Source organism: Gammaproteobacteria bacterium (genome assembly GCA_016712635.1).
Lineage (GTDB): Bacteria > Pseudomonadota > Gammaproteobacteria > SZUA-140 > SZUA-140 > JADJWH01.
The window spans coordinates 145,989-168,010 of record JADJQS010000007.1 but is presented as its reverse complement, the minus strand read 5'-3'; the positions used below and the strand labels follow the sequence as shown (position 1 = coordinate 168,010).

Genomic DNA, 22,022 nt, shown 5'->3' with positions numbered 1-22,022 from the left:
ACCATGACCCAGCAAACCCTCATCGCCGGCCTGCTCGGCGCCCTGCTCATCACCGCCTGGCCGCTCGGCGCCAGCGCGCACACCCACCTGGAAAAATCCGATCCCGCCGACAAGGCCTCCCTGTCGGCGGCGCCGGCATCTGTGCAACTGTGGTTCTCCGACAAGGTGGCGGCGGAATGGAGCAAGATCGTGGTGACCGACGCCGCCGGCAAGCGCGTCGATCAGGAGAAGGTCGCCGTAGACGAGACCGACCCGAAACACATCCGCGTGGACCTGAACCCGATCACCTCCGGCAAGTACAAGGTCGACTGGAACGTGATCTCGGGCGATGGCCACCGCGTCAAGGGCAGCTTCTCCTTCAGCGTGCAGTGACCGCGCGCCCTTGACGTTCGAACTGTTTCCCTTCGCGGTCACCGCCCTCGACCGCGCTGCGCTCGCGCTGGTGGCCGGCGCGGCAGCAGTCTGGATCTACCTGCTGCCGGCGCAAGCCGGGCGCGGCGGCGCGGGCGAACCTCTGCCCCTGCTGTTCCTGGCGCTCGCGCTGCTCGCCGTAACGGGCGCCGGCGATCTGCTGTCACGCACCGCCTCCCTCGCGGACGTCAGTCTCGGCGAGGCCTGGCCTTACCTGGGCCGCGCCCTCACGAACAGCGATTACGGCGCCTTCTGGCAACTGCGCGCGGCGGCCTGGGCGGTACTGCTGGTGCTTGCACTGATCATCGCGCGCCGCGGCGCAGGGCCCCCCGCGGCCTGTGGGCTTGCGGCCGGCGCTGCGGCGATCATCTTCGCGGCAAGCGCCACCGGCCATGCCGGCGACGGCGGCGCCTTCACCCTGCCCAACCTGGTCAATGTCGTGCATGTCGCCGCCGCCTGCCTGTGGGGCGGCAGCGTCGCTGTCTACGCCCTGCGCGTGCTGCCTGGCCTGTGCCGGCCCGGTACACCTGCGCAGACCCTCGCTGGCAGCGCCGCGCGACTGTCCATGCTCGCCGGCGCGGCGCTCGCCGCGGTGCTGGCAAGCGGCGTCTACAATGCCTGGCGCCAGCTGCCGGACTGGCCGGCGCTGTGGGAAAGCGATTACGGGCGTGCGCTGCTGATCAAGCTCGCGGCGGTCGGCGTGATGATGGCGATCGGGGCCTGGAACCGCTTCCGCATCGTGCCCGCGATCGAGGCGCGGGCGCGGCGGCCGGAGGCTGGACCGGACGACGGCGCCATCCCCGCGTTCCGCTTCCTGCGCGTGCTGCGTATCGACACGGTGGTGTTCCTCTGCGTGCTGGCCGGGGCCGCGCTGCTGGGCATGCAGACGCCGCCGGCGCATTGACCTGCGCGGCTGTCCCGGCCGCGCGCGCATACGCATGATTCTGGAGATACCGGAGACCGCGGCGCAGCGCGGTTATCCCGCAAACAAAAACCCCCGCTTGCGCAGCGGGGGTTTTTAAAGGACTACATACAACACATTTTAATTATTTATCTAGCTTGACCTGCGTCGCCTGCAGTCCCTTGGGTCCCTTCTCCACCTCATACGTCACCGCCTGACCTTCGGCGAGTGTACGAAATCCATCGCCGACAATCGCGGAAAAATGCACGAACACATCCGCACTGCCGTCCGAAGGAGTGATGAAACCGAAACCCTTGGATTCATTGAACCACTTCACTGTTCCTGTAGCCATGCAAATATCCCCTATCACTATCAACCATATAATTTACAAATCATGCGAGGTAGTTGACAGAAAGACCACGAAAACGCGCCTCTGAACCGAACCTGGATGAATTGTAATGCCGGGCAATATATCCCTTTTATTATTTGGAGCACTACCAAATATACGCGATAGAAACCGCTAGGACAAACACCCGAGATGAAAAAATTCGAGTGCACGGCGCATCGAGTCTGCATTTTGACACCCGGCGCGATACCCCTGCACGCGCTAGTCCGCGCGCGCGCCGGGCCGTCCGCGCAATAACTTGGTTTTCCCACGAAGTTTTTTCTGGTCCAGGCGCCTTTCCCGGGCGCCCCGGGTAGGCTTGGTAGGCACACGTTTCCTGCGCGGCGCGGCGACGCTGCGGATGAGTTCGCCCAGGCGGGCGAGCGCCGCCTCACGGTTGCGCTCCAGACTGCGATGCTGCTGGGCCTTGATCACCACCGTGCCCGCATTGCTGATGCGGCTGTCGTCCAGCTGCAGCAGGCGCTGCTTGTAGCTGTCCGGCAGCGACGATGCCGCGATGTCGAAGCGCAGGTGCACGGCGCTCGCCACCTTGTTGACGTTCTGCCCGCCGGCGCCCTGCGCACGGATCGCGCTGATCTCGATCTCGTGCGCGGGGATGGTCACCTGGGCGGAGATCCGCAGACCCGCGTCCATCCGCCTCGTCCGCAGTCCCGCGGATCCCGATCAGGCCTGCCTTAGCATGGCGTAGAGCTTGTCCTTGAGCAGCAGACGCTTCTTTTTCAGGTCCTCCGTGTAACCGTCGGATGGCGTCTCGATCTCCTCCTCGATCCGGTAGATCTCCTTGTCGATGTTGACGTATTCATCGAACAGCTTGGCGAAACGGTGATCGTTCAGCTTGAGCTGGTGGATCTGCTGTTTGAATTCGGGAAACTCTTCGTCAAGCCGATGGTGCTCACCAAACATAACTCTCCTCCTGTGCGGAATCATAAACCTTATGAAGCCTGATGATATCGCTTCCGGGGCCAAAGCAAAACCGGGCGCTCGCCATGCGGCCTGCGGCGGCGTTCATTGACAGCGGAATCCGGCGGGTGTCACACTGCCTTTCATGAGGTTCCGCGCCGGCACATCCGCTCTACAAACCCCCGCCCTCCCGCTGTGGGTCGTACGATGCGCCGCGGCTGCACGCCGGAGGTGCGGACTGACGTCTTGATGCATTAGCAGATACACAGCCACATGATCAGGGCCGCAGTTCCGCAGGGAACCGCGGCCTTTTTCGTTTTGCCAGGAGCGCATGCGGACATGTCGATACACGCCGCCTATCTCGGGATCATACTGATCTGGTCAACAACGCCGCTCGCGATCAAGTGGAGCGGCGAGGGTCCGGGCTTCCTGTTCGGGGCGTCCGCGCGCATGGTGATCGGAGCGGTGCTGTGCCTGCTGATCCTGCGCCTGCTGCGCATGCGGCTGCCCTGGCACGGCGCCGCGGTGCGCAGCTACCTGGCGGCCACCGTCGGCATCTACGGTGCGATGGTCTGCGTCTACTGGGGCGCCCAGTATGTGTCCTCGGGAATGATTTCCGTACTGTTCGGGCTGACGCCGATCGTGACCGGCGTCCTCGCCGCCTGCTGGCTCAGGGAACGGGCGCTGACGCCGGCGAAGATCGCCGGCAGCATGATCGGCCTCGGCGGTCTGTGGCTGATCTTCGGCGGCGAACGTATCGGCGCCGAAGCGGGCCCCGGCCTCGCCGCGGTGCTGGCCTCGGTATTCCTGCATTCCCTCAGCACGGTGTGGGTCAAGCGCGCCGGCGCCGGGCTGCCCGCGTTGACGCTGACCACCGGCGCGCTGCTGTTCGCCCTGCCATGCTATCTGCTGACCTGGCTGCTGCTCGACGGCCACCCGCCGCCCGAGCTGCCGCGGCGGGCCGTCCTCTCGATCACCTACCTCGGCGTGTTCGGATCGGTGGCGGGTTTCATCTTGTATTACTACGCGCTGCAACGCGTCACGGCGGCCCGCATGGCGCTGCTCCTGCTGGTGACGCCGGTGATCGCGCTGCTGTTCGGCCATTTCCTCAACGGCGAGACCTTCGGCGCAAGGGAGATCGCCGGCGCGGCACTGATCCTGTCCGGACTGCTGTTCTATGAGACGGGAGAGCGGTGGATCAGGCGCCCGGCAACAACGGACCCTGACTGACGGCGAACAGAAAGCTGGGCGACAGGACCAGCAGATAGAGGTGAACCGGTTGTTTGACCATGGCCTGCTCCTCGCGACATCTTCTGTTATTTACCCTCTGATGCGGGGTTGAATATCCGCCCCCGGCCTCCCCCCTCGGAGGGGGAAGAGGAGAGGTGGGGGGGAAGCCGGGACGGATAACCGGTACGCGACCCGCCCCGCCGGAGGCGGGCCGCGGAATTACGTGTTGTGCTGCGCGATACTGCTCACTCCTCCGCGGCGGATTCCGCCGCAGCGACGATGATGTCCGAGGCGGCGAGACAGCCGGTCAGTTCAAAGCGGCCGTAGACGTCCGCCGCCAGGCCGTCGCTCAGTTCGTCGAGGGCGACGGCATCGCTGGTCTGGGCCCCGCCGCCGTCAGTGCCGGTCAGGAAGATGTCCGCATTGTCCTTCACGCGCACGCACACGTCGCCCTGGGCGGTGCCGAGCAGGGTGAAGGTGCCGTTCGCGCCGTCGAGCGCGCCCAGGGTGCCGCTGAGTTCAGTCTCGGCGCTCGCGGTGTCGTTGACGAAGACCACCGCGGCCTGCAGCTCCGGCGTCGCACCGGTCGGCACGCCGAACACCTTCACGCCGAAACCGGCATTGATGTCGTCCAGCGCCAGCTCCGTGCCCGAACGGGTGAACACGCGGGCGCCGTCCAGCGCCGTGACCGTGATGTTGGCGCCCGTATCGAATCCGCCGCCGCGCGTGACGTCGAGGGCGAATTCTCCGGTGCCGGCGTCGTACTCCGCGGTGACCGCGCCCCTGACGCTGGCGAAGTCCTCGTCTGCGCCGACCGCGATGACCTGCGCCTGCATCGTGAAGGCGTCGTCACCGGCGCCCCGCACCAGGCGGCCGAACACGGTAACCTCGGCGGCGTCGGCCACAGCGGCGAAAGTCGCCGCGCCGAGCGCGGTGAACACCGCGGCATCCGTCGCAGCGGCCACGTCGATGCAGCGCGACTCGTCATCCACCCCGACTGCGTTGTTGCCGTTCGACCGGTCGCCCCGGCCCCATTGGCCCCAGCGGCCGTTGCGATGGTGGCGGAAGGTGGTGCGCGTGCCGCACAGGCTGAAGGTCTGCGCGTCGGAATCGACCGCGGCGATCGTGCCCTCGAGCCGCGCATAGCGGCCGCGCACCGCGCCCGAGACGATCTCGACGAATACCACCGGGCGGAAGCGGTACCTGCCGTTGCCGAGCCGGATGGCCTGGATGGATTTGTCCGCGTCGAGGTCGAGCTGCAGCACCAGCGGTTCATCGCCCGAGACGATGAAGTCCATGCGCGGATTGAGGTCTACCGTGCCGTTGGCGGGCAGTTCGGGTTCGACCGTCTCGACGACCGCGCCCGACTCGTCCAGCCTGACCAGTTCGAGCGCGGTGATCGTGAAACGGATTTTGTGGTAGATGCCGGCCGGGGCGTCGACCAGGCTGAATACCTCGGCATCGTCGCTCAGGTCGAGCAGGTCGACGGTGCGCTCACCGGAGAACACCACCGCGGAGGCGCCGTTGTCGCCGATCAGTTCGATCTGCGTAATGGTCAGATTGACCTGGTCGTAGTTCGAGGCCGGCCCGTCGGTCAACAGGACCGCGACGCTGCCGACGCCGTTGCTGGACGCCGCATCCTCATCCGATCCGCCGCCGCAGGAGGTGATGAACATCCCCGCCAGCAGTGCCAGCACGGAGATCCACGCCAGCGTCCACCATTGTTTTGCCCTGATGCGCATGTAGCTGTACAACCCCTTGAAATTTATTGGCTATGTCCCGGCCGGCGGCCGCCCCGCCCTGCGTCATCGGCAGTTCGTGCGGCGCGTCACTCTCTGGGTATAACGCAACGCGCCGGAAAAGGGTTCCCGGCGCGCGACGGGTGGAATGCGCGGGCCGCAGGGCCGGGTGTACGGGCAGGCTACGCCAGGCGCCGGGCGCCCGGGCGCGAGGGAAGGCGATCAGTCCGCGCCGGAAAAGGACAACAGGGTGGTGAACAGCTCCCGGTCGAGCAGGTTTTCGATTTCGTCCAGCGCGCGCTGGTGGGCGATCCCGGGATCCTGCGCCGAGGACTTGATATCCCAGCGGTGCGAACCGCGCACCCGGCCTTCCGGATCGCCAAGGACGATCTCGAGACTGCCGGTGATCCAGTACCATCCTTCCCGCAGTCCGAGGTCTTCGAGTTCGAGCACGGCCGCCAGCGCATAGTCGGCCGCACCCTCTTCCACCACGGTGAAGCCGGCCTCGCCGAGGGCGCCGGAGAGGGCGACCGTGACCGCCTGTGTCTCGTCACCCGCCGCGCCGGGACGGATGCGCAGCCGGGCGATGAGGGCGTTGCGGTCGTTGCGCAGCAGCGCGAATGACCGCTGCGCCGGCATGCCGTGCCCGGCGGGATCGACCGTCTGCAGCAGCCGCTGCACGGCATCGCGCTCGAGCTGGCTGCGCATGGCGCGGTCGGCGGCCGCGATCGCCGCGAGCGGGTCGCCGGCCGCGCGCGCGTGCGCGATCCCGGCACCGACGGCATCGTCGAGCATCCGGAGATCCGACTGCAGGGACTGCATGGCGGAGGCGCGCGGCAGCACCGCGAGGGCGTGGTCGACGGCGCCCGCGGGGTCGCGCCAGGTCTCCGCGATCTGCACCCCGCGCACGATCTGATCGGCGCGCGTCGTGATGCTGCGCGTGACGTCGAGCCGCATGCGCTCCTCCGCGGCGCCGGGCGCGCGCGCATCCGGACGGTCGAGGGCAAAGGTCTGCACGTCCGAGGTCTCGACCCTGATCTCGACCGCGAGACCCTTGGCGAGGTCGGCGCGCGCGCGGTCGATGGCGTCGTTCAGGTTGTCCGCCGATCCGCGACCGAGCAGGTAGGCGTCTGCGGGATAACGCGCCGCCGCGCCGCTCACCCAGTCGGGTGGCGCCACGGGCGCGGGCGGCGTCGACGCGCACGCGACGAGCGCGGCCAGTCCGAGCGCCGTTAGTGTCTTCATCACGGTAGTCATTGCACTCTTCTCCGTTCGATTCGGTAGGGCGGCGGGTCGAGATCGCCTGTGCTCACCCGGTGCAGCGAGATGAAACGCTTCTCCCCCGGCGCCAGGTCGACCGCGAAGTCGCGCGCCGCGGCGGCGCCCGCGCCGTCGAGTTCGACGCGCACCTCGTGGCGACCGGGGGCGAGCGGCAGGCGCGCCAGGTAGATGCGGTTGGGCAGCGTCGACCAGCTGCGCGTATCGGCACGCTCGCTCACCACGCCGGCGATGTTCACCATCACGCCGAGGGCGTCGTTTTCCTTGTCCGCCTTTTCGCTCGCCTCGTGCTTGAGGGCCGCGCGGGCGACGGCACGCGCGAGCATGAGCGGCTGCTCGCGCTCCAGCGCGGCCGTCGCGGCGGCGGCGACGTCCACGCCGAGCGCGGTCACGGCGGCGCGGCCGTCCGCGCTCAGACGCGCCCCGGTCACGCGTGGCGCCCGGTATTCGTAATAGGGCATGGAGACCGTTACCAGCAATCCATCTCTCGTCGTCGCGCCGACCAGGGTATCGCGCTTGACCGGCGCGAGCCCGCTGTGGAGCAGGAAGATCAGCTCGCCATCATCGTCCCGCGGACCCGGCGACTCCTCCGCCAACCCGAACTCGGCGCGGTATCGCCGCAGCTCGTCCGCCATGCCGCCCACGCGGGCGGCCATCCGCACCAGGTCGCGGCCAAGCGGGGCCGGGACCGTGCCGCCGTCGCGGTGGTAGGCGGCATAGGCCTGGCGGTAGGCGATCATGGCATCATCATACTGCCGCAGCGATTCGAAGATCATCCCGCTCAGATAGCGCGCGAACCCGGCGCAGCCGCGGTCCTCATCCTGTCCCAGCAGGACATCGAGCTGGAGGATCTCCACGCGGGCATCCTCGGGCCGGCCCAGCTCCAGGTAATCGAGTGCGGCATAGACGTGCAGCAGGACACGCTCGTAGGGCGCGCCCGTGTAGCTGCGCATCATGTCGTTGACGGCAAGGGCGCCGGCCTGCTCGCTGACGCTCACCGCTTCCATGCGCTCGATCGCTGCCTTGGCGCGCTCAAAGGCGGCGCTGCTGCCCGCGAAGTCGCCCGCCATGCGCTGCAGCATCGCACGGTTGAGATCGTACAGCACCGCATCCCGCGCATTCCCGCCCGCGCGCTCCCCCAGCGTCCGCAGGGCCCCCGACAGATCGCTCGCCGCGATCTGCCGCTCCATCTCCCCGACCCAGTCGCCGTAGGTGGCGCAGCCGCTTAATGCGGCAATCAGCAAAACCGTTGGCAGACGGAGCAGGAAAGACATGTCTTTGGAAAATCCGGAAAATGGTGAAGGGTGAGGCGTTAGGCGTGAAGCGGGAGAACCCCGGCCGCGTCCTTAACTCCTCACACCTCACGCCTCGCTCCTCACGGATCTTTTCAGAGGCGCAGCCCCGGCTTCGTCACCAGCTTCTTGATCTTCTTCTGCCCCACCCACACCTTGCGGTTGTCGGCGAGGCTGATCAGGGTGAGGTCGACCTGGTAGTAACGCACCTGCTGCTTGCCCTCGGTGTCGAGGATGGTGCTGATGTCTCCCTTGAGCATGAAGTCCGCGCCGAGCTCCTGGCCCATGGGCTTGCGGGTCTCCTCGCTGGCGTTCAGATCCTGGTCCTTGCGCTCCGCGCGGATGTCCGCGCGCTCATCGCGCGAGGCGACGAAATCGACCCTCCCGGAATTGATGATCTCGCGCTCGAGGTCGTTGACGAAGGTCACCACGCTGATGTGCTCGTGGCTGAGGTTGCGGATCTCGCCGACGATGACGGCGGGACGCGCGCCCGCGTGGCCCTGGCTGAAATCCCCCACCCAGCGGTGCGACAACACGTCGCGGATCATCTCCTCCGACACCAGGCGCGAATCGGTGTCGTTCCATTTACCGCTCAGGTCAACCGCCTCGCCGGGTTCCATGCGCTCCACCTTGGTGGCACACCCTCCCAGCACCAGCGCCGCCAGCAGCGCCGGCCCCATCGTTCTGAACATCGCCTTCATGGTTTCTCCTTCGCCATGCCGTCAAAAATATTGTCGCCCCGCTCCTGGATATGATCCCGCAGGCCGGCGTTCATGTCTTCCACCCGCCCCAGGGTGTCCTTCACCTGCCCGATGTCAAGCTCGGCGAGCGCGTAGATAACGCCGGTCTTCTCGTCGCGCCAGCGGCCGATGATGCGGCTGCCGGCGAGGTTGACGCGGGTGATGTTCTCGATCTGACGCGAGATGCTGGCGGCGAGCAGCGCCTGGTCGCCGCTGCCGCTCGCCGCCGTGTAATCGTGCGACGCCACGTCCATGTAGGAACTCAGCACGCGCGCCAGTTCCGCCCGGGCGCGGTCATCGGCGGCCGAGGTCTGCAGTGAACGGTCTCCCATCGGCGGCGCGGATCCGACCCCGTGGAACAGGCGCCCGTCGCGCGTCTTCAGGATCGCGGTCCCCTCGTTGACCCAGTCCGGGGCGCCCTTGATGCCGAGGTCACTCTCGACCTGGGTCGGGCCGGTACCGGCGCAGCCGGCAAGCAGCGCGGCACCGAGCACCGCGACCGCCAGGAATATTTTCTGTCCCGCTTTCATCACCTTCTCCTCAGTCGCGCCGACGTCTCCGACGCACACCCGACACTATGGGCGGACGCCTGCAAATATTCAAGCCGTGGCGGGGCGCGCAAGGGACTAGATCAGGTTGCGCAACATCAGTTCGCGCGGATGGGGATCGAGGTAATACTGGCGCTCGATGTAGCCGTCGGGATGCCGCCGCAGGTGGTGCCGCAGCAGGGTCAGCGGAACGATCAGCGGGATCCTCCCGCACCGGTACTCCTCGAACACCTCCAGCAGCTCACGCCTGTCCTCCGCGTCGAGCTTGTCCTTGACGAAGCCGTAGATGTGCTGCAGCACGTTGGTGTGACTCCCGGCGCGCGCGGGTTTTTTCAGCGCCGCCATTATGGCGCCGAGGTATTCCCGCCCCAGACCCGGTATGGGGCGCGCGCCGGCCTGTGCGACGAGTCGCCCGAGCGCGCGGTAGGCCGGCTCGTCGTGGGCCAGCAGGATGAATTTGTGGCGGGTGTGGAAATCCACCAGCCCGGCCGCGGTGAGGCCTCCACGGCCGAGCTGCTGCCAGCGGTGATAGACGAACACCCGCTCGACGAAATTCTCCCGCAGCACCGGGTCCATCAGGCGTCCCTCCTCCTCCGCCGGCAGCTCCGGGCACTGCGCCATCAGAGTGCGGGCGAAGATCCCCGCCCCGTCGCCCGGGACAGGCTGGCCCTCCTCACTGTATCGCCGCACCCGTTCCATGCCGCAGCTCGGCGAGCCCTTCTTGAACAGGTAGCCGCTGATGCCGTCCAGCTGCGCGGCGAACCGCAAGCCGCAGTCGGTCAGCGCCGCGGTCACATCTCGCGTCGGATCATCGACACCGCGCGCGCGGGTGCCGTCCGGCGTCGCCACCAGACGGATCGGGGGACGGGGTACACCGAGCCCGATCGCCACCTCGGGACAATAGGGACGGAACTCGAATACCTGTCCCAGGGTCTCGGCGATGTAGCCGTTGTACTTGTGGTTGCCGTCGAAGCGCACCGTCTCCCCGAGCAGACAGCTGCTGATGCCGAGGGTGATGCGGGGGACATCCGGCGCCGGCGTATCCCGATTGTGTTCCATGCGCATATCATGGCCGTTTCCGGCCCCGGCCGACAAGCGATGCCCGCGCAACGCTGCGCCCTGGCGCGCGCCGCGGTCGAGGCATTTTGGGCTATGATGTCGCCATGGGACAGCCGCCATTTCATCCCGCCGTCACGCGCTGGTTCGCGCGCACACTCGGGGAGCCGACCCCGGTGCAGGCGCTGGCCTGGCCCGCGGCCCGGTCCGGACGGCACACCCTGATCGCGGCGCCGACCGGTTCGGGCAAGACGCTGGCCGCCTTCCTGGCGGCGATCGATGCGCTGGTGCGCGAAGGTCTGGAACGCGGGCTGCCGGACGAAACCCGCGTGCTCTACGTCTCGCCTCTGAAGGCGCTGTCGAACGACATCCGGAAAAATCTCGAGCAGCCGCTCGCCGGCATCCGCGACGCTCTGCTCGAGAGCGGCCTGCCCGACGTGCCGGTGCGCGCGTGGGTGCGCACCGGCGACACGCCGCAGGGCGAGCGCGAGCGCATGCGCCGTACGCCGCCGCACATCCTCGTCACGACGCCGGAATCGCTGTTCATCCTGCTGACGTCCGAGTCGGGGCGCGCCATGCTCGCCACCGTACGCACGGTGATCGTCGACGAGATCCACGCCCTCGCCGGCAACAAGCGCGGCGCCCATCTCGCGCTGTCGCTGGAACGGCTGGCCGCCTTGTGCGACAAACCGCCGGTGCGGATCGGGCTGTCCGCCACGCAGAAGCCGATCGAACGCATGGCGGAATTCCTCACCGGCGAACCGGCGACCGCCTGCGCCATCGTCGATACCGGCCACGTACGCCGGCGCGACCTCGCGCTCGAAATCCCGGGGTCGCCGCTGGAGGCGGTGATGGCGGCCGAGGTGTGGACGGAGATCTACGACCGTCTGGCGGAGCTGGTGCGGGCGCACCGCACCACGCTGATCTTCGTCAACACGCGCCGCCTCGCCGAGCGCGCGGCGCGCCACCTCGCCGAGCGCCTGGGCGAGGACGCGGTCACCGCCCATCACGGCAGCCTCGCGCGCGAGCACCGCCTCGACGCCGAGCAGCGCCTGAAGGGCGGCCACCTGCGCGCGCTGGTCGCGACCGCCTCGCTCGAGCTCGGTATCGACATCGGCGAGGTTGACCTGGTATGCCAGCTCGGCTCGCCGCGCTCGATCGCCACTTTGCTGCAGCGCGTCGGCCGTTCCGGACACGCCGTCGGCGGCCTGCCCAAGGGACGCCTGTTTCCGCTCTCGCGCGATGACCTCGCCGAATGCGCCGCCCTGCTCGACGCGGTGCGGCGGGACGAGCTTGACCGGATCAACATCCCGCGCGCGCCACTCGACGTGCTCGCGCAGCACATCGTCGCCGAGGTGGCGAGCCGGGAATGGGAGGAGGCGGCGCTGTATGAACTGGTGCGGCACGCGCAGTCTTATCATGACATGACGCGCGCGGATTACACCGCCGTGGTGCGCATGCTGGCCGACGGCTATACCACGCGGCGCGGCCGGCGCGGCGCCTACCTGCATCGCGACGCGGTCAACGGCCGCCTGCGCGCACGGCCGGGCGCGCGCCTGACCGCCGTCACCAACGCCGGCGCGATACCGGACCAGTTCGACTACGACGTGATCCTGCAGCCGCAGGGCCAGTTCATCGGCACCCTGAACGAGGACTTCGCCTTCGAGAGCCTGCCGGGCGACATCTTCCAGCTCGGCAGCACGTCGTATCGCATGCTCAGGATCGAGCAGGGCAAGGTGCATGCGGAGGACGCCAGGGGACAGCCGCCGAACATCCCGTTCTGGTTCGGCGAGGCGCCCGGTCGCACCGACGAACTCTCGCACGCGGTGTCGCGCCTGCGCGCGGCGCTGGCGGAAAAATTCGATGAAGGAATCGATTCCGCGCGGCACTGGCTGATCGATACACTGCGGCTGGAACCCGCCGCGGGGCAACAGCTCGCCGATTACCTCGCCACTGCACATGCGGCCCTCGGCGCGCTGCCGACACAGCGACAGGTGATCCTCGAGCGCTTCTTCGACGAGGCGGGCGACATGCACCTCGTCATCCACGCGCCGTTCGGCGCACGCATCAACCGCGCGTGGGGGCTCGCGCTGCGCAAGCGCTTCTGCCGCAAGTTCAACTTCGAGCTGCAGGCCGCCGCCACCGAGGACAGCATCGTGCTGTCGCTCGGCCCGACGCACAGTTTTCCGCTCGCCGAGGTCGCCGGCTATCTGCGCGCGCACAACGCACGCGAGATATTGGTCCAGGCGCTGCTCGCGGCGCCGATGTTCGGTACGCGCTGGCGCTGGGTGGCCAACACCGCGCTCGCGGTGCCGCGCAACCGCAACGGCAAGCGCGTACCGGCGCCGTTCCAGCGCGCGGATGCCGAGGACCTGGTCGCGCTGGTGTTCCCGGACCAGCTCGCCTGCCTGGAGAACATCGCAGGTGACCGCGAGGTACCGGATCACCCTCTGGTGACCCAGACCCTGAACGACTGCCTGCACGAGCTGATGGACGTCGACGGCCTGGTGCGCGTGCTGGCCGGGATCGAAGGGGGAGAGATCCGCGTGCTGGCGCGCGACCTCGCCGCGCCCTCGCCGCTCGCGGCGGAGATACTGACCGCGCGCGCCTACGCCTTTCTCGACGACGCGCCCGCCGAGGAACGCCGCACGCTCGCGGTGCAGCAGCGCCGTTTCATCGACCCCGCCGACGCCGCCGATCTCGGCCGGCTCGACGCCGCCGCCATCGCGCGCGTGCGCGCCGAGGCCTGGCCGGAGGCGGCGACACCGGACGAGCTGCACGACGGCCTGGTGCTGCTCGGTTTCCTGCGCGAAGAAGAAACCGTGCACGAACCCGCCTGGCCCGCCCTGTTCGCCCGCCTGGCGGAGGATCGCCGCGCGACGCGCGCGACCGGCGCCGACGGCGCGGTGCGCTGGGTCGCCGCGGAGCGCCTGGCAGAACTGCTCGCGCTGCATCCCGATCCCGCACGCAACTCGCCCCCGCCATCGCTCCCGTGATCGAGGACGGCGAGCAGGCACCGACGCCGGAACAGGCGCGGCTCTCGCTGCTGCGCAGCCGGCTGGAGGGCTGCGGGCCGGTCACCGCGGCCGCCCTCGCGCGGGACCTGGGCCTTCGCGAACCCGATCTGCACGCCGCGCTCGCCGAACTGGAGCAGCAGGGCTTCGCGTTGCAGGGACGTTTCACCCCCGGCGTCCTGGAAACGGAATGGTGCGAACGGCGCCTGCTCGCGCGCATCCATCGCTATACCCTGAAACAGCTGCGCAGCGAAATCGAGGCGGTGGCGCCGGCGGACTTCATGCGCTTCCTGTTCCACTGGCAGCGTCTCGACGATCCCGGTGAAGGCATTGAGGCGCTCGCCGCGGCGCTGATGCAGCTCGAAGGCTGCGCCGCGCCGGCCTCTGCCTGGGAGGCGCACATCCTGCCCTCGCGCATGAAGGGATACACGCCGGATGAGCTCGACCGGCTGTGCGCCAGCGGACGATTCGCCTGGTTCCGCCCGCTCGCGGCGCGGCAGGCTGCGAAGGAAGGCAGGCCCGTCGCGCCGACGCTGCGCGCCGCGCCGATCGCCCTGGTACCGCGTTCGAGCCTGCCCTTCTGGCGCAGGGCGGAACCGGTCGACGGGGCGGCGATCGAACTGTCCGCGTACGCGCGCGCCGTGGCGGAGGTATTCGCGCGTCACCCGGCGGCGTTCTTCGAAGACCTGCTGCAGCACAGCGGACTGCTGCACACCCAGCTCGAGGCGGCGCTGGCCGAACTCGCGGCCGCCGGCCTCGTGAACTGCGACAGCTTCGCCGGGCTGCGCGCCCTGCTCGCACCGCAGCACCTGCGCCCCGGGTACAACAGCGGTCGGCGCCGCCGCCGCGCCCACGCCCCCGGGGTAGAGCACGCCGGACGCTGGGTATGGCTGCCACCGGTGCGTCTGCAGCCAGGCAACATCAAGGAAACGGCGGCATGCGAGCATATCGCCCGTGCGCTGCTCCGGCGTTACGGCGTGGTCTTCCGCCGTCTGGTCGCGCGCGAGGCCGGCGCGCCGGCCTGGCGCGAACTGATCCAGGTCTACCGCCGGCTGGAGGCGCGCGGCGAGATCCGGGGCGGCCGTTTCGTCGACGGTTTCAGCGGCGAGCAGTACGCCCTGCCCGAGGCCGTCGGCGCCCTCCGGGAGGTCCGCCGGCAGGGACGCAACGGCCTCATGATCAGCCTCTCCGGGGCCGATCCATTGAATATGACCGGGATAATCACCCCCGGGGACCGTGTCCCGGCACAGACGGCCAATCGGGTGCTGTATCGTGACGGCATGGTGATTGCAGGCGCAACGGGCGGGAAAGCCGTATATACAGAGCAATTCACGGAGGGGTTGGAGGCGCTAGCACCCCGCTCGCGTGAACCCCGTGTTTTGTAGTACACTTCAGGTGCTTGCGTGGCCCAGGGTGGACGACGTGCATCAGCCGCAGAATCGGGTACCGAAGATCGCGTTAACGCTCGGATTGTCCGCACTATTTCTTTGTGCTGCGCCGGTCAGGGCCGAGTTCACTCTGAACTGGAACGCCGACACCGCGAATCCCGTTTTCAGCGGCACCACCGTCTTCCAGACGGATGAGGGCGGAAATGATGCGCTCTTTGCCGATCAAACCCCATTTGTCTATGAACGCGTGCTGGATGGCACCACGCCGTATTATCATCTGATCGTCGGCGATCCGGCATCCGGGTTTGCGCAGGAAGTCTACATCCAGGCAGGCTTTTTCGGCCAGACGGGCGGTTCGTGCCGCGGGCCGATCAACTGCAGCGGCACTGCCAGCCCGATCGGCCCGGACCATTCAGCCAGCGTCGGTGATACCGCCGTCGCTTTCGGATTTGAAGGTAACGGATTCGACCCCCTGGCTTCAGACGCGGTCTCCAGCGGAAACAGCAGCGGCAATCCCTCACGGGTCCAGATGCGCCAGCTCGTCACCGACGGTGATCTGACCGTCGATTTCGTCAAGGACAGGTACGCGGAAAAACCCTCGATTACGAACATCATCGATGCCGCCGACCTGAACGCTACGCTCATCATCGATTCCACCGGCAACCCCCTGAGCAGCGCGGCGACCGCCTCCGCCGTCACCAACACGGTGGAGTTGCGCGGACCGAACCTGCCGGAGGATGTGAGCCCACCTGGCGGAGGGCCGTCGTCGGTGCGCTTCGACATGTCCACCGACGCACAGAATTCCTCGGTCACCGCCGGCATGTATTCCTATACCGCGGGCAGCGGCGCGGGGGGCAGCAGCGGCACCTACAATTATGCCGACCCCACCCACAACAGCGCCAACATCAACCCCGACTGGAGCAGCTACTTCGATCACGGCGAGGCCAATCCCTGGGCCTATCCGGACAACCGTCCTGCGCCGTAGGCATCGCCCCACCCGCGGTTCAACCGAACAAACTCCCCCGCACCCGCCGCAGATCGGGCAAAGGGTAATTTCCCAGATTCTCGACCCGGCGCCGGATCAGCTCCTCAAGTCCGCGCTGTGCCAGTTCATGCCCGCCGGACGCCGCCCGGCGCAGCCAGAGCTCCGCCTTGGCATCCTGCCGCATGACGCCGATGCCCTGCGCGTACATCATGCCGATGTGGTACTGGGCGTCGCCGTGGCCCTGGCGCGCCGCGTGAAAAAACCATTCCATCGCCGCATAATAATCGCGCGGCACGCCGATACCCTCCATGTATAAGGTGCCGAGCAGATATTGCGCATCGGCGTATTCGGCTGCGGCGGCGGTAAGCAGCCACTCGACGGCCTGCTCCATGTCACGCCCGACACCGCGGCCATTCAGATAGGCTAGCCCAAGCTCATACTGCGCCTCGACGACGCCGCCCGCCGCGGCCCCGGCATACCATCCGGCCGCCGCCGCGGCATCCACCGTGACGCCGGCGCCATAGGCGTACATCCGCGCGAGCTTGTATTGGGCACCAGGCAGCCCTGCCTGCGCCGACATCAGGATCCAGTCGATCGACCGCACGACGTCCTGTTCCACTCCCACACCCGACTCATACATCAGGCCGAGCGTAAGCTGGGCTTCGGTATGTCCATTCTCCGCGGCAAGGCGGAACCAGCGGGCCGAATCGGTGAAATTCTGCGCGACCCCGTCGCCGTTCAGATAGCGGTTGCCGAGCTGGTACTGTGCGCTGGCAGAACCATGCACCGCCTCGGCCAACGCGGCCTCGACAGACAATGTCGCGTGTTCGGCCGCGGACGCCCGTATCGTTATCAGGAAGATCACTGCACATTGGATGAACAGAACCGAACGCCGCATAACCATGCCCCTGCCGCGACAGCCGGACGGACGATTCATTAGAAGGGACGAAAGACCGGCCGGCTGACGGCCGCCCCTGATCGAGATATCGGCACTATCGAGGCAATGTTTACCCGGCGCCGAGCCGATCAGGATGGATCCGCGGCGCGATCATGCCCGGCGGGAACGGAGGTGACTGCGCGGGACATCTGCCGCGTACCAGTGGCGGGAAAATCAGCCGGTGGCTGTGCGGATGTGATCCAGCTTGTGCCGGTGTGTCAGGCGATAGAAGCGGCGCAGATCCTTCATCAGGCCGGCGCCCCGGTTCACCAGATAGCGCCGGCGCAGCCGACCGCAATAAAGGCCGGCGAAATGATTCGCATGGCGGTAGCGGCGTTGCTCGCCTTCGTCCAGCCTGACGTCGAACACCGGACTCGCGAAGAGCCGCTCATGGATCTCGCGCGGCACGTGCAAACGGCGCTGTTGCGCCAGCAGGAACAGCGCGGCAACGAATTTGTCTACCTCCGCCTGCAGCTCCAGCTCGAACAGACTGATGCTGCGCCCGTGGCGGGCGTTCCAGATCAGGTAGAGGAAGTGACTCACCCCTTCCAGCGCCGACCAGAATGCGGCCAGGTTGCCGTCGTTCAGGCTGCGGATAGGGTCGTTGGAGGACAGCACCTCGATGACGGCGGGATCCAGATAAAGCGACACATGCAGCTCGTCCGCCTGCTCCTGCACCAGCAGCTTTTCAGGTATCCCGCGCGCGCGGGGTCCGTTGTCCAGCGTAACCGCCAGCTCGGAATCGGTGATGAGGAAACGGTCGACATCGCAGTCGCCGGAGACGTCGATCTCGTAGATACGCTCGAGATGACGTTGCAGGCTGTGCAGGCACGATGCCGGCATGGCGCGCTCAGTGCCGCACGGCTTCCGTCACCAGCGCATGTCCGCCAATACCCAGCTGGCGCAGCCGCCGTTCGGCGCTCCGGCTGCCGGTGCGCAGCCACAGGTCGTAGATTTTCAGGATATCCGCGTTACTGCGCGGCTCGGCGCCGTCGCGCACGTGCGCGAGCGCGAGGACGAATTCGGAAAAGTTGCGCGACAGCTCGGTGAAGATCTCGCAGAACACCTCCCCCCGGGTCGTTCCGCGCATGGAGTCGGAGAGATAGCCGTAGGCATTGCTGCCCATGGCGATGTAGTAATCGACGTCGACCAGCCTGCGCTGCAGGCTCTCCGAAAATACCCCGGCAATGAACAGCGCGATGTCACCCAGGCGCTGCACCACCCGGTTGCGCTGCTCGGGATGCGGGAGTTCGAGCGCCTCGGCGTACATGACAGCGAGCGGCTTGAGCTCCAGTCCGTCGGGAGTTTGCTCGTAGAGGCGGTCGGCGCGCTGATAGACGGTCAGCAGGTTGACGATGTAATAGACCGTCTCCACTGCCGCATCGACACCCTGGGTGGTCAGTGCGTCGTCGATGGAGTGTTGAAAATATTCTCGCAGATCCGTCCCGGTGATGAGACGCTCGGAATGCGGGTGACCAGCCATCAGCACACCTCCCAACAGCCATAACGATGCAGCCTGATCCTATATCGGTCGCCCTGCGTCCGTACTCGAATGCGCAACGGCCGCATAGTTATATATAACTCAAATCAAACTCCCGGGTAAGCTGACCAAACCGCTGATTAACTGGTATAATTCGCCGACTTTCTGCCTGGGCAAACGCTGAAACAACAAAGGGGACGGAGCCAGGCTCCATCCCCTTTTGACTTCCCGCATACCGGCGCGGAGCGGATCAGAATTCGTACACCAGGGTGGTGGACGTTTCGGTGTCCGTCATGTCGATGTCGGGCGGAACATCGGAAGTATGGGTGATCCTGACGCCAAGCTTGGCCGCGAGATTCCCCACGACCTGCGCCGAGAGGGTGGACAGGGAGCGGGTCACGGTGAGCCCGCCGCCGCCTTCGCCTTCCAGCTCCTGGGTAAACGTGGCGGAAGGACTGATGCGCCACTCGAGCAGACCGGCGAGACGTACGATGCCGTCATCCTCGCTCCCGCCCGTAGCGCTCAACTTGTCCTGGCGCGCACCCAGACCGGCTTCGGCGTTCAGCGTAACGGTCTCGCCCCGCAGCAGGCGACGGCCATAACCGAGCGTTTCACTGGCGCGATAGTCGTACCCGCTGAACTCATCGTCTTCGTAGTTGATCAGGCCGAACAGATAACTCGCCTCGCTCAGGTTGCGCTCTGACTTTCCGGAAACGGTCACACGATCGGCATTGGTCTCGTCATTGTCGCTGCCTTTCAGAAGATCGAGTTTCGCCGTGTTTTTCCAGGGTGCGGCCCCGTAGACCAGCGTGGTTTTGGCACTGATCGTCTCGGTCTCGGTGTTGCCCGTCGTGGAAACGAAACCCAGGCCGGCGTCACCGCTCCACCCCGGCGGCGTCTCGTCCTCGGCGTGCGCCGGGGAAATGCCCGCCGCCGAAACCATCACTGTCATCATCGTCACCGCTGCAGCTGCAAGCTTCATCACATACTCCTGTTTGTTTCATATACCCGGAATCCCCGGACACAGGGGGAGGCACGTGCGCCGCGAACCGCTCTGCGGACACGAGCATGGGTTCAGTGCCCGGAGGATCCCGTTCGCGGGGAAACGCTGCGCTCAGGCATCGCCCCTTGCGGTGCGCCGGCTCGGGGGTGGCGCCGTTGACCAGCTGCAGCGCGAACGGTTTGCTCATCTCTCCGAAGTAGATTGAGCGGTGCGGGAAAGGAATCTCGATGCCTTCGCGATCGAAGGCTTTCTTGACGCGGCGCAGGTACTCCCTTCCCACATCCCACTGCTTGATGGGCAGGGTCTTGATGCGGCCCTTGATATTGACGGCGGAATCGGCGAATTCGTCCACGCCGAAGATCTCGATGTCCTCCACCATGAGCGGACCGAAAGCTTCATCCTGTTTCAGATCCGCTCCGACGCGGCGCATCACGTCCACCACCCTGTCGGTGTCCTCCTTGTAGGCGACGCCGACCGTAAACACATAGGCCGACCATTCCCGCGTCACGTTGGCGAGTGTATTGATGGTGCCGTTGGGAAACACGTGGACGACACCGGACAGGTCGCGCAGCACGATGGTGCGCAGGTTGATCCTCTCCACCAGCCCACCGGTCCCGTTGACTATCGCGACGTCCCCCACGCGCACCTGATTCTCAAGGATCATGAAGAACCCCGTGATCAGGTCACGCACCAGATTCTGTGCGCCGAAGCCGACGGCCAGGCCGACGACGCCGGCGCTCGCCAGGATCGGCGCGATCTCCACGCCGACCTCGCGCAGTATCATCAGGATCAGCATGACCCATATCACGATGATGGCTGCCTGGCGGACCAGCTTGGCGAGCGTCTCCGCGCGCTTGACCGCCTCGCCCATGAACTCGCCCTCGCCCTTCGCCCGCTCAATCAGCATGGCCTCCATGCGGCGCAGCCCGATCTTGACCGCAGTGAGCGCGATCCAGCCGATGACCAGGATCAGGGTGATCCGGAATGACGAAAACAGCATCGTCTCCCAGCGCACCTGACTGATCAGTTCCATGATTTTCTCCATCGCCTTCCTCCCCGGGCGAAACCAGTGCCCGTCACGGTGCGCGATCTTGCGGGAACGCGCAACTGCGGTTCATATTACGCGATGGTGGCGGGAGATTGAACCCTAGCGGGGAATACAGCCCGGCACGCGGACACAGTATGATAGTCGCGATCAGGTGTCCGCGGCTGATCCACACCGGTAATAATGCGGGAACGCCGCGAGACGGACGATACGGGAGGCATGATGGCGACACTGCAGTTTCTGGGCGCGACCGGACAGGTAACGGGCTCCTGTTACCTGATCGAGACCGCGCGCTCGCGCATCCTGCTCGAATGCGGCATGTTCCAGGGCGACGCACAGACCGAGGAGGCCAACCGGCGCGCATTCGCCTTCGACCCGTGCGACATCGACGCGGTGATCCTGTCGCACGCACATCTCGACCATTCGGGCCTGCTGCCGCGGCTCACGCGGGAAGGCTTCCGCGGACCGGTCTACGCGACGCCCGCGACACACGACCTGGTGGCCCTGATGCTGAAGGACGCGGCCCATCTGGAGGAAAAGGACACCGAGTGGGAGAACAAGATCCGCCGCCGCGCCGGCAGGCAGGCCATCGCCCCGCTTTATACGCTCGCCGACGTGGAGACGGTGCTCGGCCTGCGCCACCCTGTCTCCTACGATATCCGCCACCGGCTGTCCCCCGACCTGGAGTTCCGGTTCCGCGACGCCGGGCACATCCTCGGCTCGGCCATCGTCGAATTGTGGATCAGGACGGATGGCGACACGAAGAAACTGGTCTTTTCCGGCGACCTCGGCAACAGGGATTCCTTCCTGCTGCGCGATCCGGCCAAGGTCGACGAGGCCGACATCGTGCTGATGGAGTCAACCTACGGCGACCGCGATCACCGCCCGACGGCCGAAACCGTGGAGGAATTCAAACAGGCACTGAAGGCCGCCGCGCACAGCGGAGGCAACGTGCTGATACCCGCGTTCGCAGTGGGTCGCACGCAGGAGATCCTCTACCTGCTCGGGCAGTTCTATCAGGCGGACGAACTGCCGCAGCGCGCGGTATTCCTCGACAGCCCGATGGCGATCGCGGCGACCGAGATCTACCACGACCATATGACGCTGTTCAACCGGGAAGAGATCGCCGAACTGCACCGCGCCGATGCCGCCAACCTGCATGCCTGGCTGCCGGTGCTGCGCACCTCGCGCTCGGCCGAGGAATCCATGGCGATCAATCAGATCACCGGGGGTGCCATCATCATCGCCGGCAGCGGGATGTGCAATGGCGGACGCATCCGCCATCACCTCAAGTACAATCTGTGGCGCGCCGAGGCGCACGTGATCTTCGTCGGTTTCCAGGCCCGGGGCACGCCGGGGCGCGCACTGGTCGACGGCTCGCAGCAGATACGCCTGCTGGGAAACGAGATCGCGGTGAAGGCGCGCATCCACACCCTCGGAGGATTCTCCGCCCACGCGGGTCAGCGGCAGTTGCTCGACTGGACGCGCGGCTTCGCGGCGCAGCGGCCGCGCATGTACCTGGTACACGGGGAAACGGAAAAGGCCGCCATATTGCGCGACCGCATCCGCGAGGAGACCGGGCTGGAGGCGCGCCTGCCGGAACCGGGCGAGCGCATCGACATATAAGGCGCCGCCCCGCCGCGGCGGGCAGAGCGGCGCCAGGCTGCCG

General features: G+C 66.9%; 19 protein-coding genes and 1 pseudogene. 6 read left to right on the top strand and 14 right to left on the bottom strand.

Features of this window, described 5'->3' with window-relative positions; genetic code table 11:
* The first annotated feature begins 3 nt into the window (after positions 1-3).
* A complete protein-coding gene (gene copC / locus IPK65_10445) occupies positions 4-372 on the top strand; it encodes a copper homeostasis periplasmic binding protein CopC (protein ID MBK8163533.1) in 369 nt (122 codons plus the stop codon).
* A gap of 10 nt (positions 373-382) precedes the next feature.
* Positions 383-1,315 carry a CopD family protein gene (locus tag IPK65_10440; GenBank protein MBK8163532.1) on the top strand — a complete coding sequence of 311 codons (933 nt, stop codon included), beginning with the start codon at positions 383-385 and terminating at the stop codon, positions 1,313-1,315.
* A gap of 142 nt (positions 1,316-1,457) precedes the next feature.
* On the opposite strand, the gene IPK65_10435 is transcribed toward IPK65_10440, so the two are convergent.
* The 3 genes from IPK65_10435 to IPK65_10425 all read right to left on the bottom strand — a co-directional run bounded on the left by IPK65_10435 (position 1,458) and on the right by IPK65_10425 (position 2,621).
* Positions 1,458-1,664, bottom strand: coding sequence for a cold-shock protein (locus IPK65_10435; GenBank protein MBK8163531.1), 207 nt, complete (start codon positions 1,662-1,664; stop codon positions 1,458-1,460).
* A gap of 255 nt (positions 1,665-1,919) precedes the next feature.
* A complete protein-coding gene (gene arfB / locus IPK65_10430) occupies positions 1,920-2,351 on the bottom strand; it encodes an aminoacyl-tRNA hydrolase (GenBank protein ID MBK8163530.1) in 432 nt (143 codons plus the stop codon).
* Positions 2,352-2,381: 30 nt separating this feature from the next.
* Entirely contained in the window at positions 2,382-2,621 is a 240-nt protein-coding gene (locus IPK65_10425) for a DUF465 domain-containing protein (protein ID MBK8163529.1), read from the bottom strand.
* Positions 2,622-2,957: 336 nt separating this feature from the next.
* On the opposite strand from IPK65_10425, the gene IPK65_10420 reads away from it, so the two are divergent.
* Positions 2,958-3,848 carry a DMT family transporter gene (locus IPK65_10420; GenBank protein MBK8163528.1) on the top strand — a complete coding sequence of 297 codons (891 nt, stop codon included), beginning with the start codon at positions 2,958-2,960 and terminating at the stop codon, positions 3,846-3,848.
* Positions 3,849-4,093: 245 nt separating this feature from the next.
* Here IPK65_10420 and IPK65_10415 read toward each other — a convergent pair whose 3' ends face one another.
* The 6 genes from IPK65_10415 to IPK65_10390 all read right to left on the bottom strand — a co-directional run bounded on the left by IPK65_10415 (position 4,094) and on the right by IPK65_10390 (position 10,504).
* Positions 4,094-5,590: a DUF4382 domain-containing protein gene (locus IPK65_10415; protein MBK8163527.1), complete on the bottom strand. Its 1,497-nt coding sequence runs from the start codon at positions 5,588-5,590 to the stop codon at positions 4,094-4,096.
* Positions 5,591-5,809: 219 nt separating this feature from the next.
* Positions 5,810-6,844 (bottom strand): LPP20 family lipoprotein, encoded by a 1,035-nt coding sequence (locus IPK65_10410; protein ID MBK8163526.1) that lies wholly within the window; start codon positions 6,842-6,844, stop codon positions 5,810-5,812.
* On the bottom strand, positions 6,841-8,139 hold the full coding sequence (locus IPK65_10405; protein MBK8163525.1) for a hypothetical protein: 1,299 nt from the start codon (positions 8,137-8,139) through the stop codon (positions 6,841-6,843). Before IPK65_10405 ends, IPK65_10410 begins: the two co-directional genes overlap by 4 nt.
* A gap of 113 nt (positions 8,140-8,252) precedes the next feature.
* A complete protein-coding gene (locus tag IPK65_10400; GenBank protein ID MBK8163524.1) occupies positions 8,253-8,858 on the bottom strand; it encodes a penicillin-binding protein activator LpoB in 606 nt (201 codons plus the stop codon).
* A complete protein-coding gene (locus IPK65_10395; protein ID MBK8163523.1) occupies positions 8,855-9,427 on the bottom strand; it encodes a hypothetical protein in 573 nt (190 codons plus the stop codon). The genes IPK65_10400 and IPK65_10395 overlap by 4 nt, the downstream gene beginning before the upstream one ends.
* Positions 9,428-9,523: 96 nt before the next feature.
* Entirely contained in the window at positions 9,524-10,504 is a 981-nt protein-coding gene (locus IPK65_10390) for a DUF1722 domain-containing protein (protein MBK8163522.1), read from the bottom strand.
* Between the two features lie 104 nt (positions 10,505-10,608).
* Between IPK65_10390 and IPK65_10385 the strand changes: the two are divergent.
* A pseudogene (locus IPK65_10385) lies at positions 10,609-14,900 on the top strand (DEAD/DEAH box helicase).
* A 28-nt stretch (positions 14,901-14,928) separates the two neighbouring features.
* The gene (locus tag IPK65_10380; GenBank protein ID MBK8163521.1) at positions 14,929-15,888 is read left to right on the top strand and encodes a hypothetical protein; all 960 of its coding nucleotides are present in this window, start codon (positions 14,929-14,931) and stop codon (positions 15,886-15,888) included.
* 19 nt (positions 15,889-15,907) lie between these two features.
* On the opposite strand, the gene IPK65_10375 is transcribed toward IPK65_10380, so the two are convergent.
* The 5 genes from IPK65_10375 to IPK65_10355 all read right to left on the bottom strand — a co-directional run bounded on the left by IPK65_10375 (position 15,908) and on the right by IPK65_10355 (position 20,353).
* Complete coding sequence (locus IPK65_10375) at positions 15,908-16,786, bottom strand: sel1 repeat family protein (protein ID MBK8163520.1); 879 nt, start codon at positions 16,784-16,786, stop codon at positions 15,908-15,910.
* 213 nt (positions 16,787-16,999) lie between these two features.
* Entirely contained in the window at positions 17,000-17,668 is a 669-nt protein-coding gene (locus IPK65_10370; protein ID MBK8163519.1) for a hypothetical protein, read from the bottom strand.
* Between the two features lie 7 nt (positions 17,669-17,675).
* Positions 17,676-18,308: a hypothetical protein gene (locus IPK65_10365; protein ID MBK8163518.1), complete on the bottom strand. Its 633-nt coding sequence runs from the start codon at positions 18,306-18,308 to the stop codon at positions 17,676-17,678.
* Positions 18,309-18,555: 247 nt separating this feature from the next.
* Complete coding sequence (locus IPK65_10360) at positions 18,556-19,248, bottom strand: DUF481 domain-containing protein (protein MBK8163517.1); 693 nt, start codon at positions 19,246-19,248, stop codon at positions 18,556-18,558.
* Positions 19,181-20,353 carry a mechanosensitive ion channel family protein gene (locus IPK65_10355; protein MBK8163516.1) on the bottom strand — a complete coding sequence of 391 codons (1,173 nt, stop codon included), beginning with the start codon at positions 20,351-20,353 and terminating at the stop codon, positions 19,181-19,183. Before IPK65_10355 ends, IPK65_10360 begins: the two co-directional genes overlap by 68 nt.
* Before the next feature lie 222 nt (positions 20,354-20,575).
* Between IPK65_10355 and IPK65_10350 the strand changes: the two genes are divergently transcribed.
* Positions 20,576-21,979 (top strand): MBL fold metallo-hydrolase, encoded by a 1,404-nt coding sequence (locus IPK65_10350; protein ID MBK8163515.1) that lies wholly within the window; start codon positions 20,576-20,578, stop codon positions 21,977-21,979.
* Positions 21,980-22,022 lie beyond the last annotated feature (43 nt).

Coding starts and splice junctions, on each gene's coding strand:
- copC (MBK8163533.1), top strand. CDS start 4: ATGACCCAGCAAACCCTCATCGCCGGCCTGCTCGGCGCCCTGCTCATC.
- IPK65_10435 (MBK8163531.1), bottom strand. CDS start 1,664: ATGGCTACAGGAACAGTGAAGTGGTTCAATGAATCCAAGGGTTTCGGT.
- arfB (MBK8163530.1), bottom strand. CDS start 2,351: ATGGACGCGGGTCTGCGGATCTCCGCCCAGGTGACCATCCCCGCGCAC.
- IPK65_10425 (MBK8163529.1), bottom strand. CDS start 2,621: ATGTTTGGTGAGCACCATCGGCTTGACGAAGAGTTTCCCGAATTCAAA.
- IPK65_10420 (MBK8163528.1), top strand. CDS start 2,958: ATGTCGATACACGCCGCCTATCTCGGGATCATACTGATCTGGTCAACA.
- IPK65_10415 (MBK8163527.1), bottom strand. CDS start 5,590: ATGCGCATCAGGGCAAAACAATGGTGGACGCTGGCGTGGATCTCCGTG.
- IPK65_10410 (MBK8163526.1), bottom strand. CDS start 6,844: ATGACTACCGTGATGAAGACACTAACGGCGCTCGGACTGGCCGCGCTC.
- IPK65_10405 (MBK8163525.1), bottom strand. CDS start 8,139: ATGTCTTTCCTGCTCCGTCTGCCAACGGTTTTGCTGATTGCCGCATTA.
- IPK65_10400 (MBK8163524.1), bottom strand. CDS start 8,858: ATGAAGGCGATGTTCAGAACGATGGGGCCGGCGCTGCTGGCGGCGCTG.
- IPK65_10395 (MBK8163523.1), bottom strand. CDS start 9,427: ATGAAAGCGGGACAGAAAATATTCCTGGCGGTCGCGGTGCTCGGTGCC.
- IPK65_10390 (MBK8163522.1), bottom strand. CDS start 10,504: ATGGAACACAATCGGGATACGCCGGCGCCGGATGTCCCCCGCATCACC.
- IPK65_10375 (MBK8163520.1), bottom strand. CDS start 16,786: ATGCGGCGTTCGGTTCTGTTCATCCAATGTGCAGTGATCTTCCTGATA.
- IPK65_10370 (MBK8163519.1), bottom strand. CDS start 17,668: ATGCCGGCATCGTGCCTGCACAGCCTGCAACGTCATCTCGAGCGTATC.
- IPK65_10365 (MBK8163518.1), bottom strand. CDS start 18,308: ATGGCTGGTCACCCGCATTCCGAGCGTCTCATCACCGGGACGGATCTG.
- IPK65_10360 (MBK8163517.1), bottom strand. CDS start 19,248: ATGGTTTCGGCGGCGGGCATTTCCCCGGCGCACGCCGAGGACGAGACG.
- IPK65_10355 (MBK8163516.1), bottom strand. CDS start 20,353: ATGGAGAAAATCATGGAACTGATCAGTCAGGTGCGCTGGGAGACGATG.
- IPK65_10350 (MBK8163515.1), top strand. CDS start 20,576: ATGGCGACACTGCAGTTTCTGGGCGCGACCGGACAGGTAACGGGCTCC.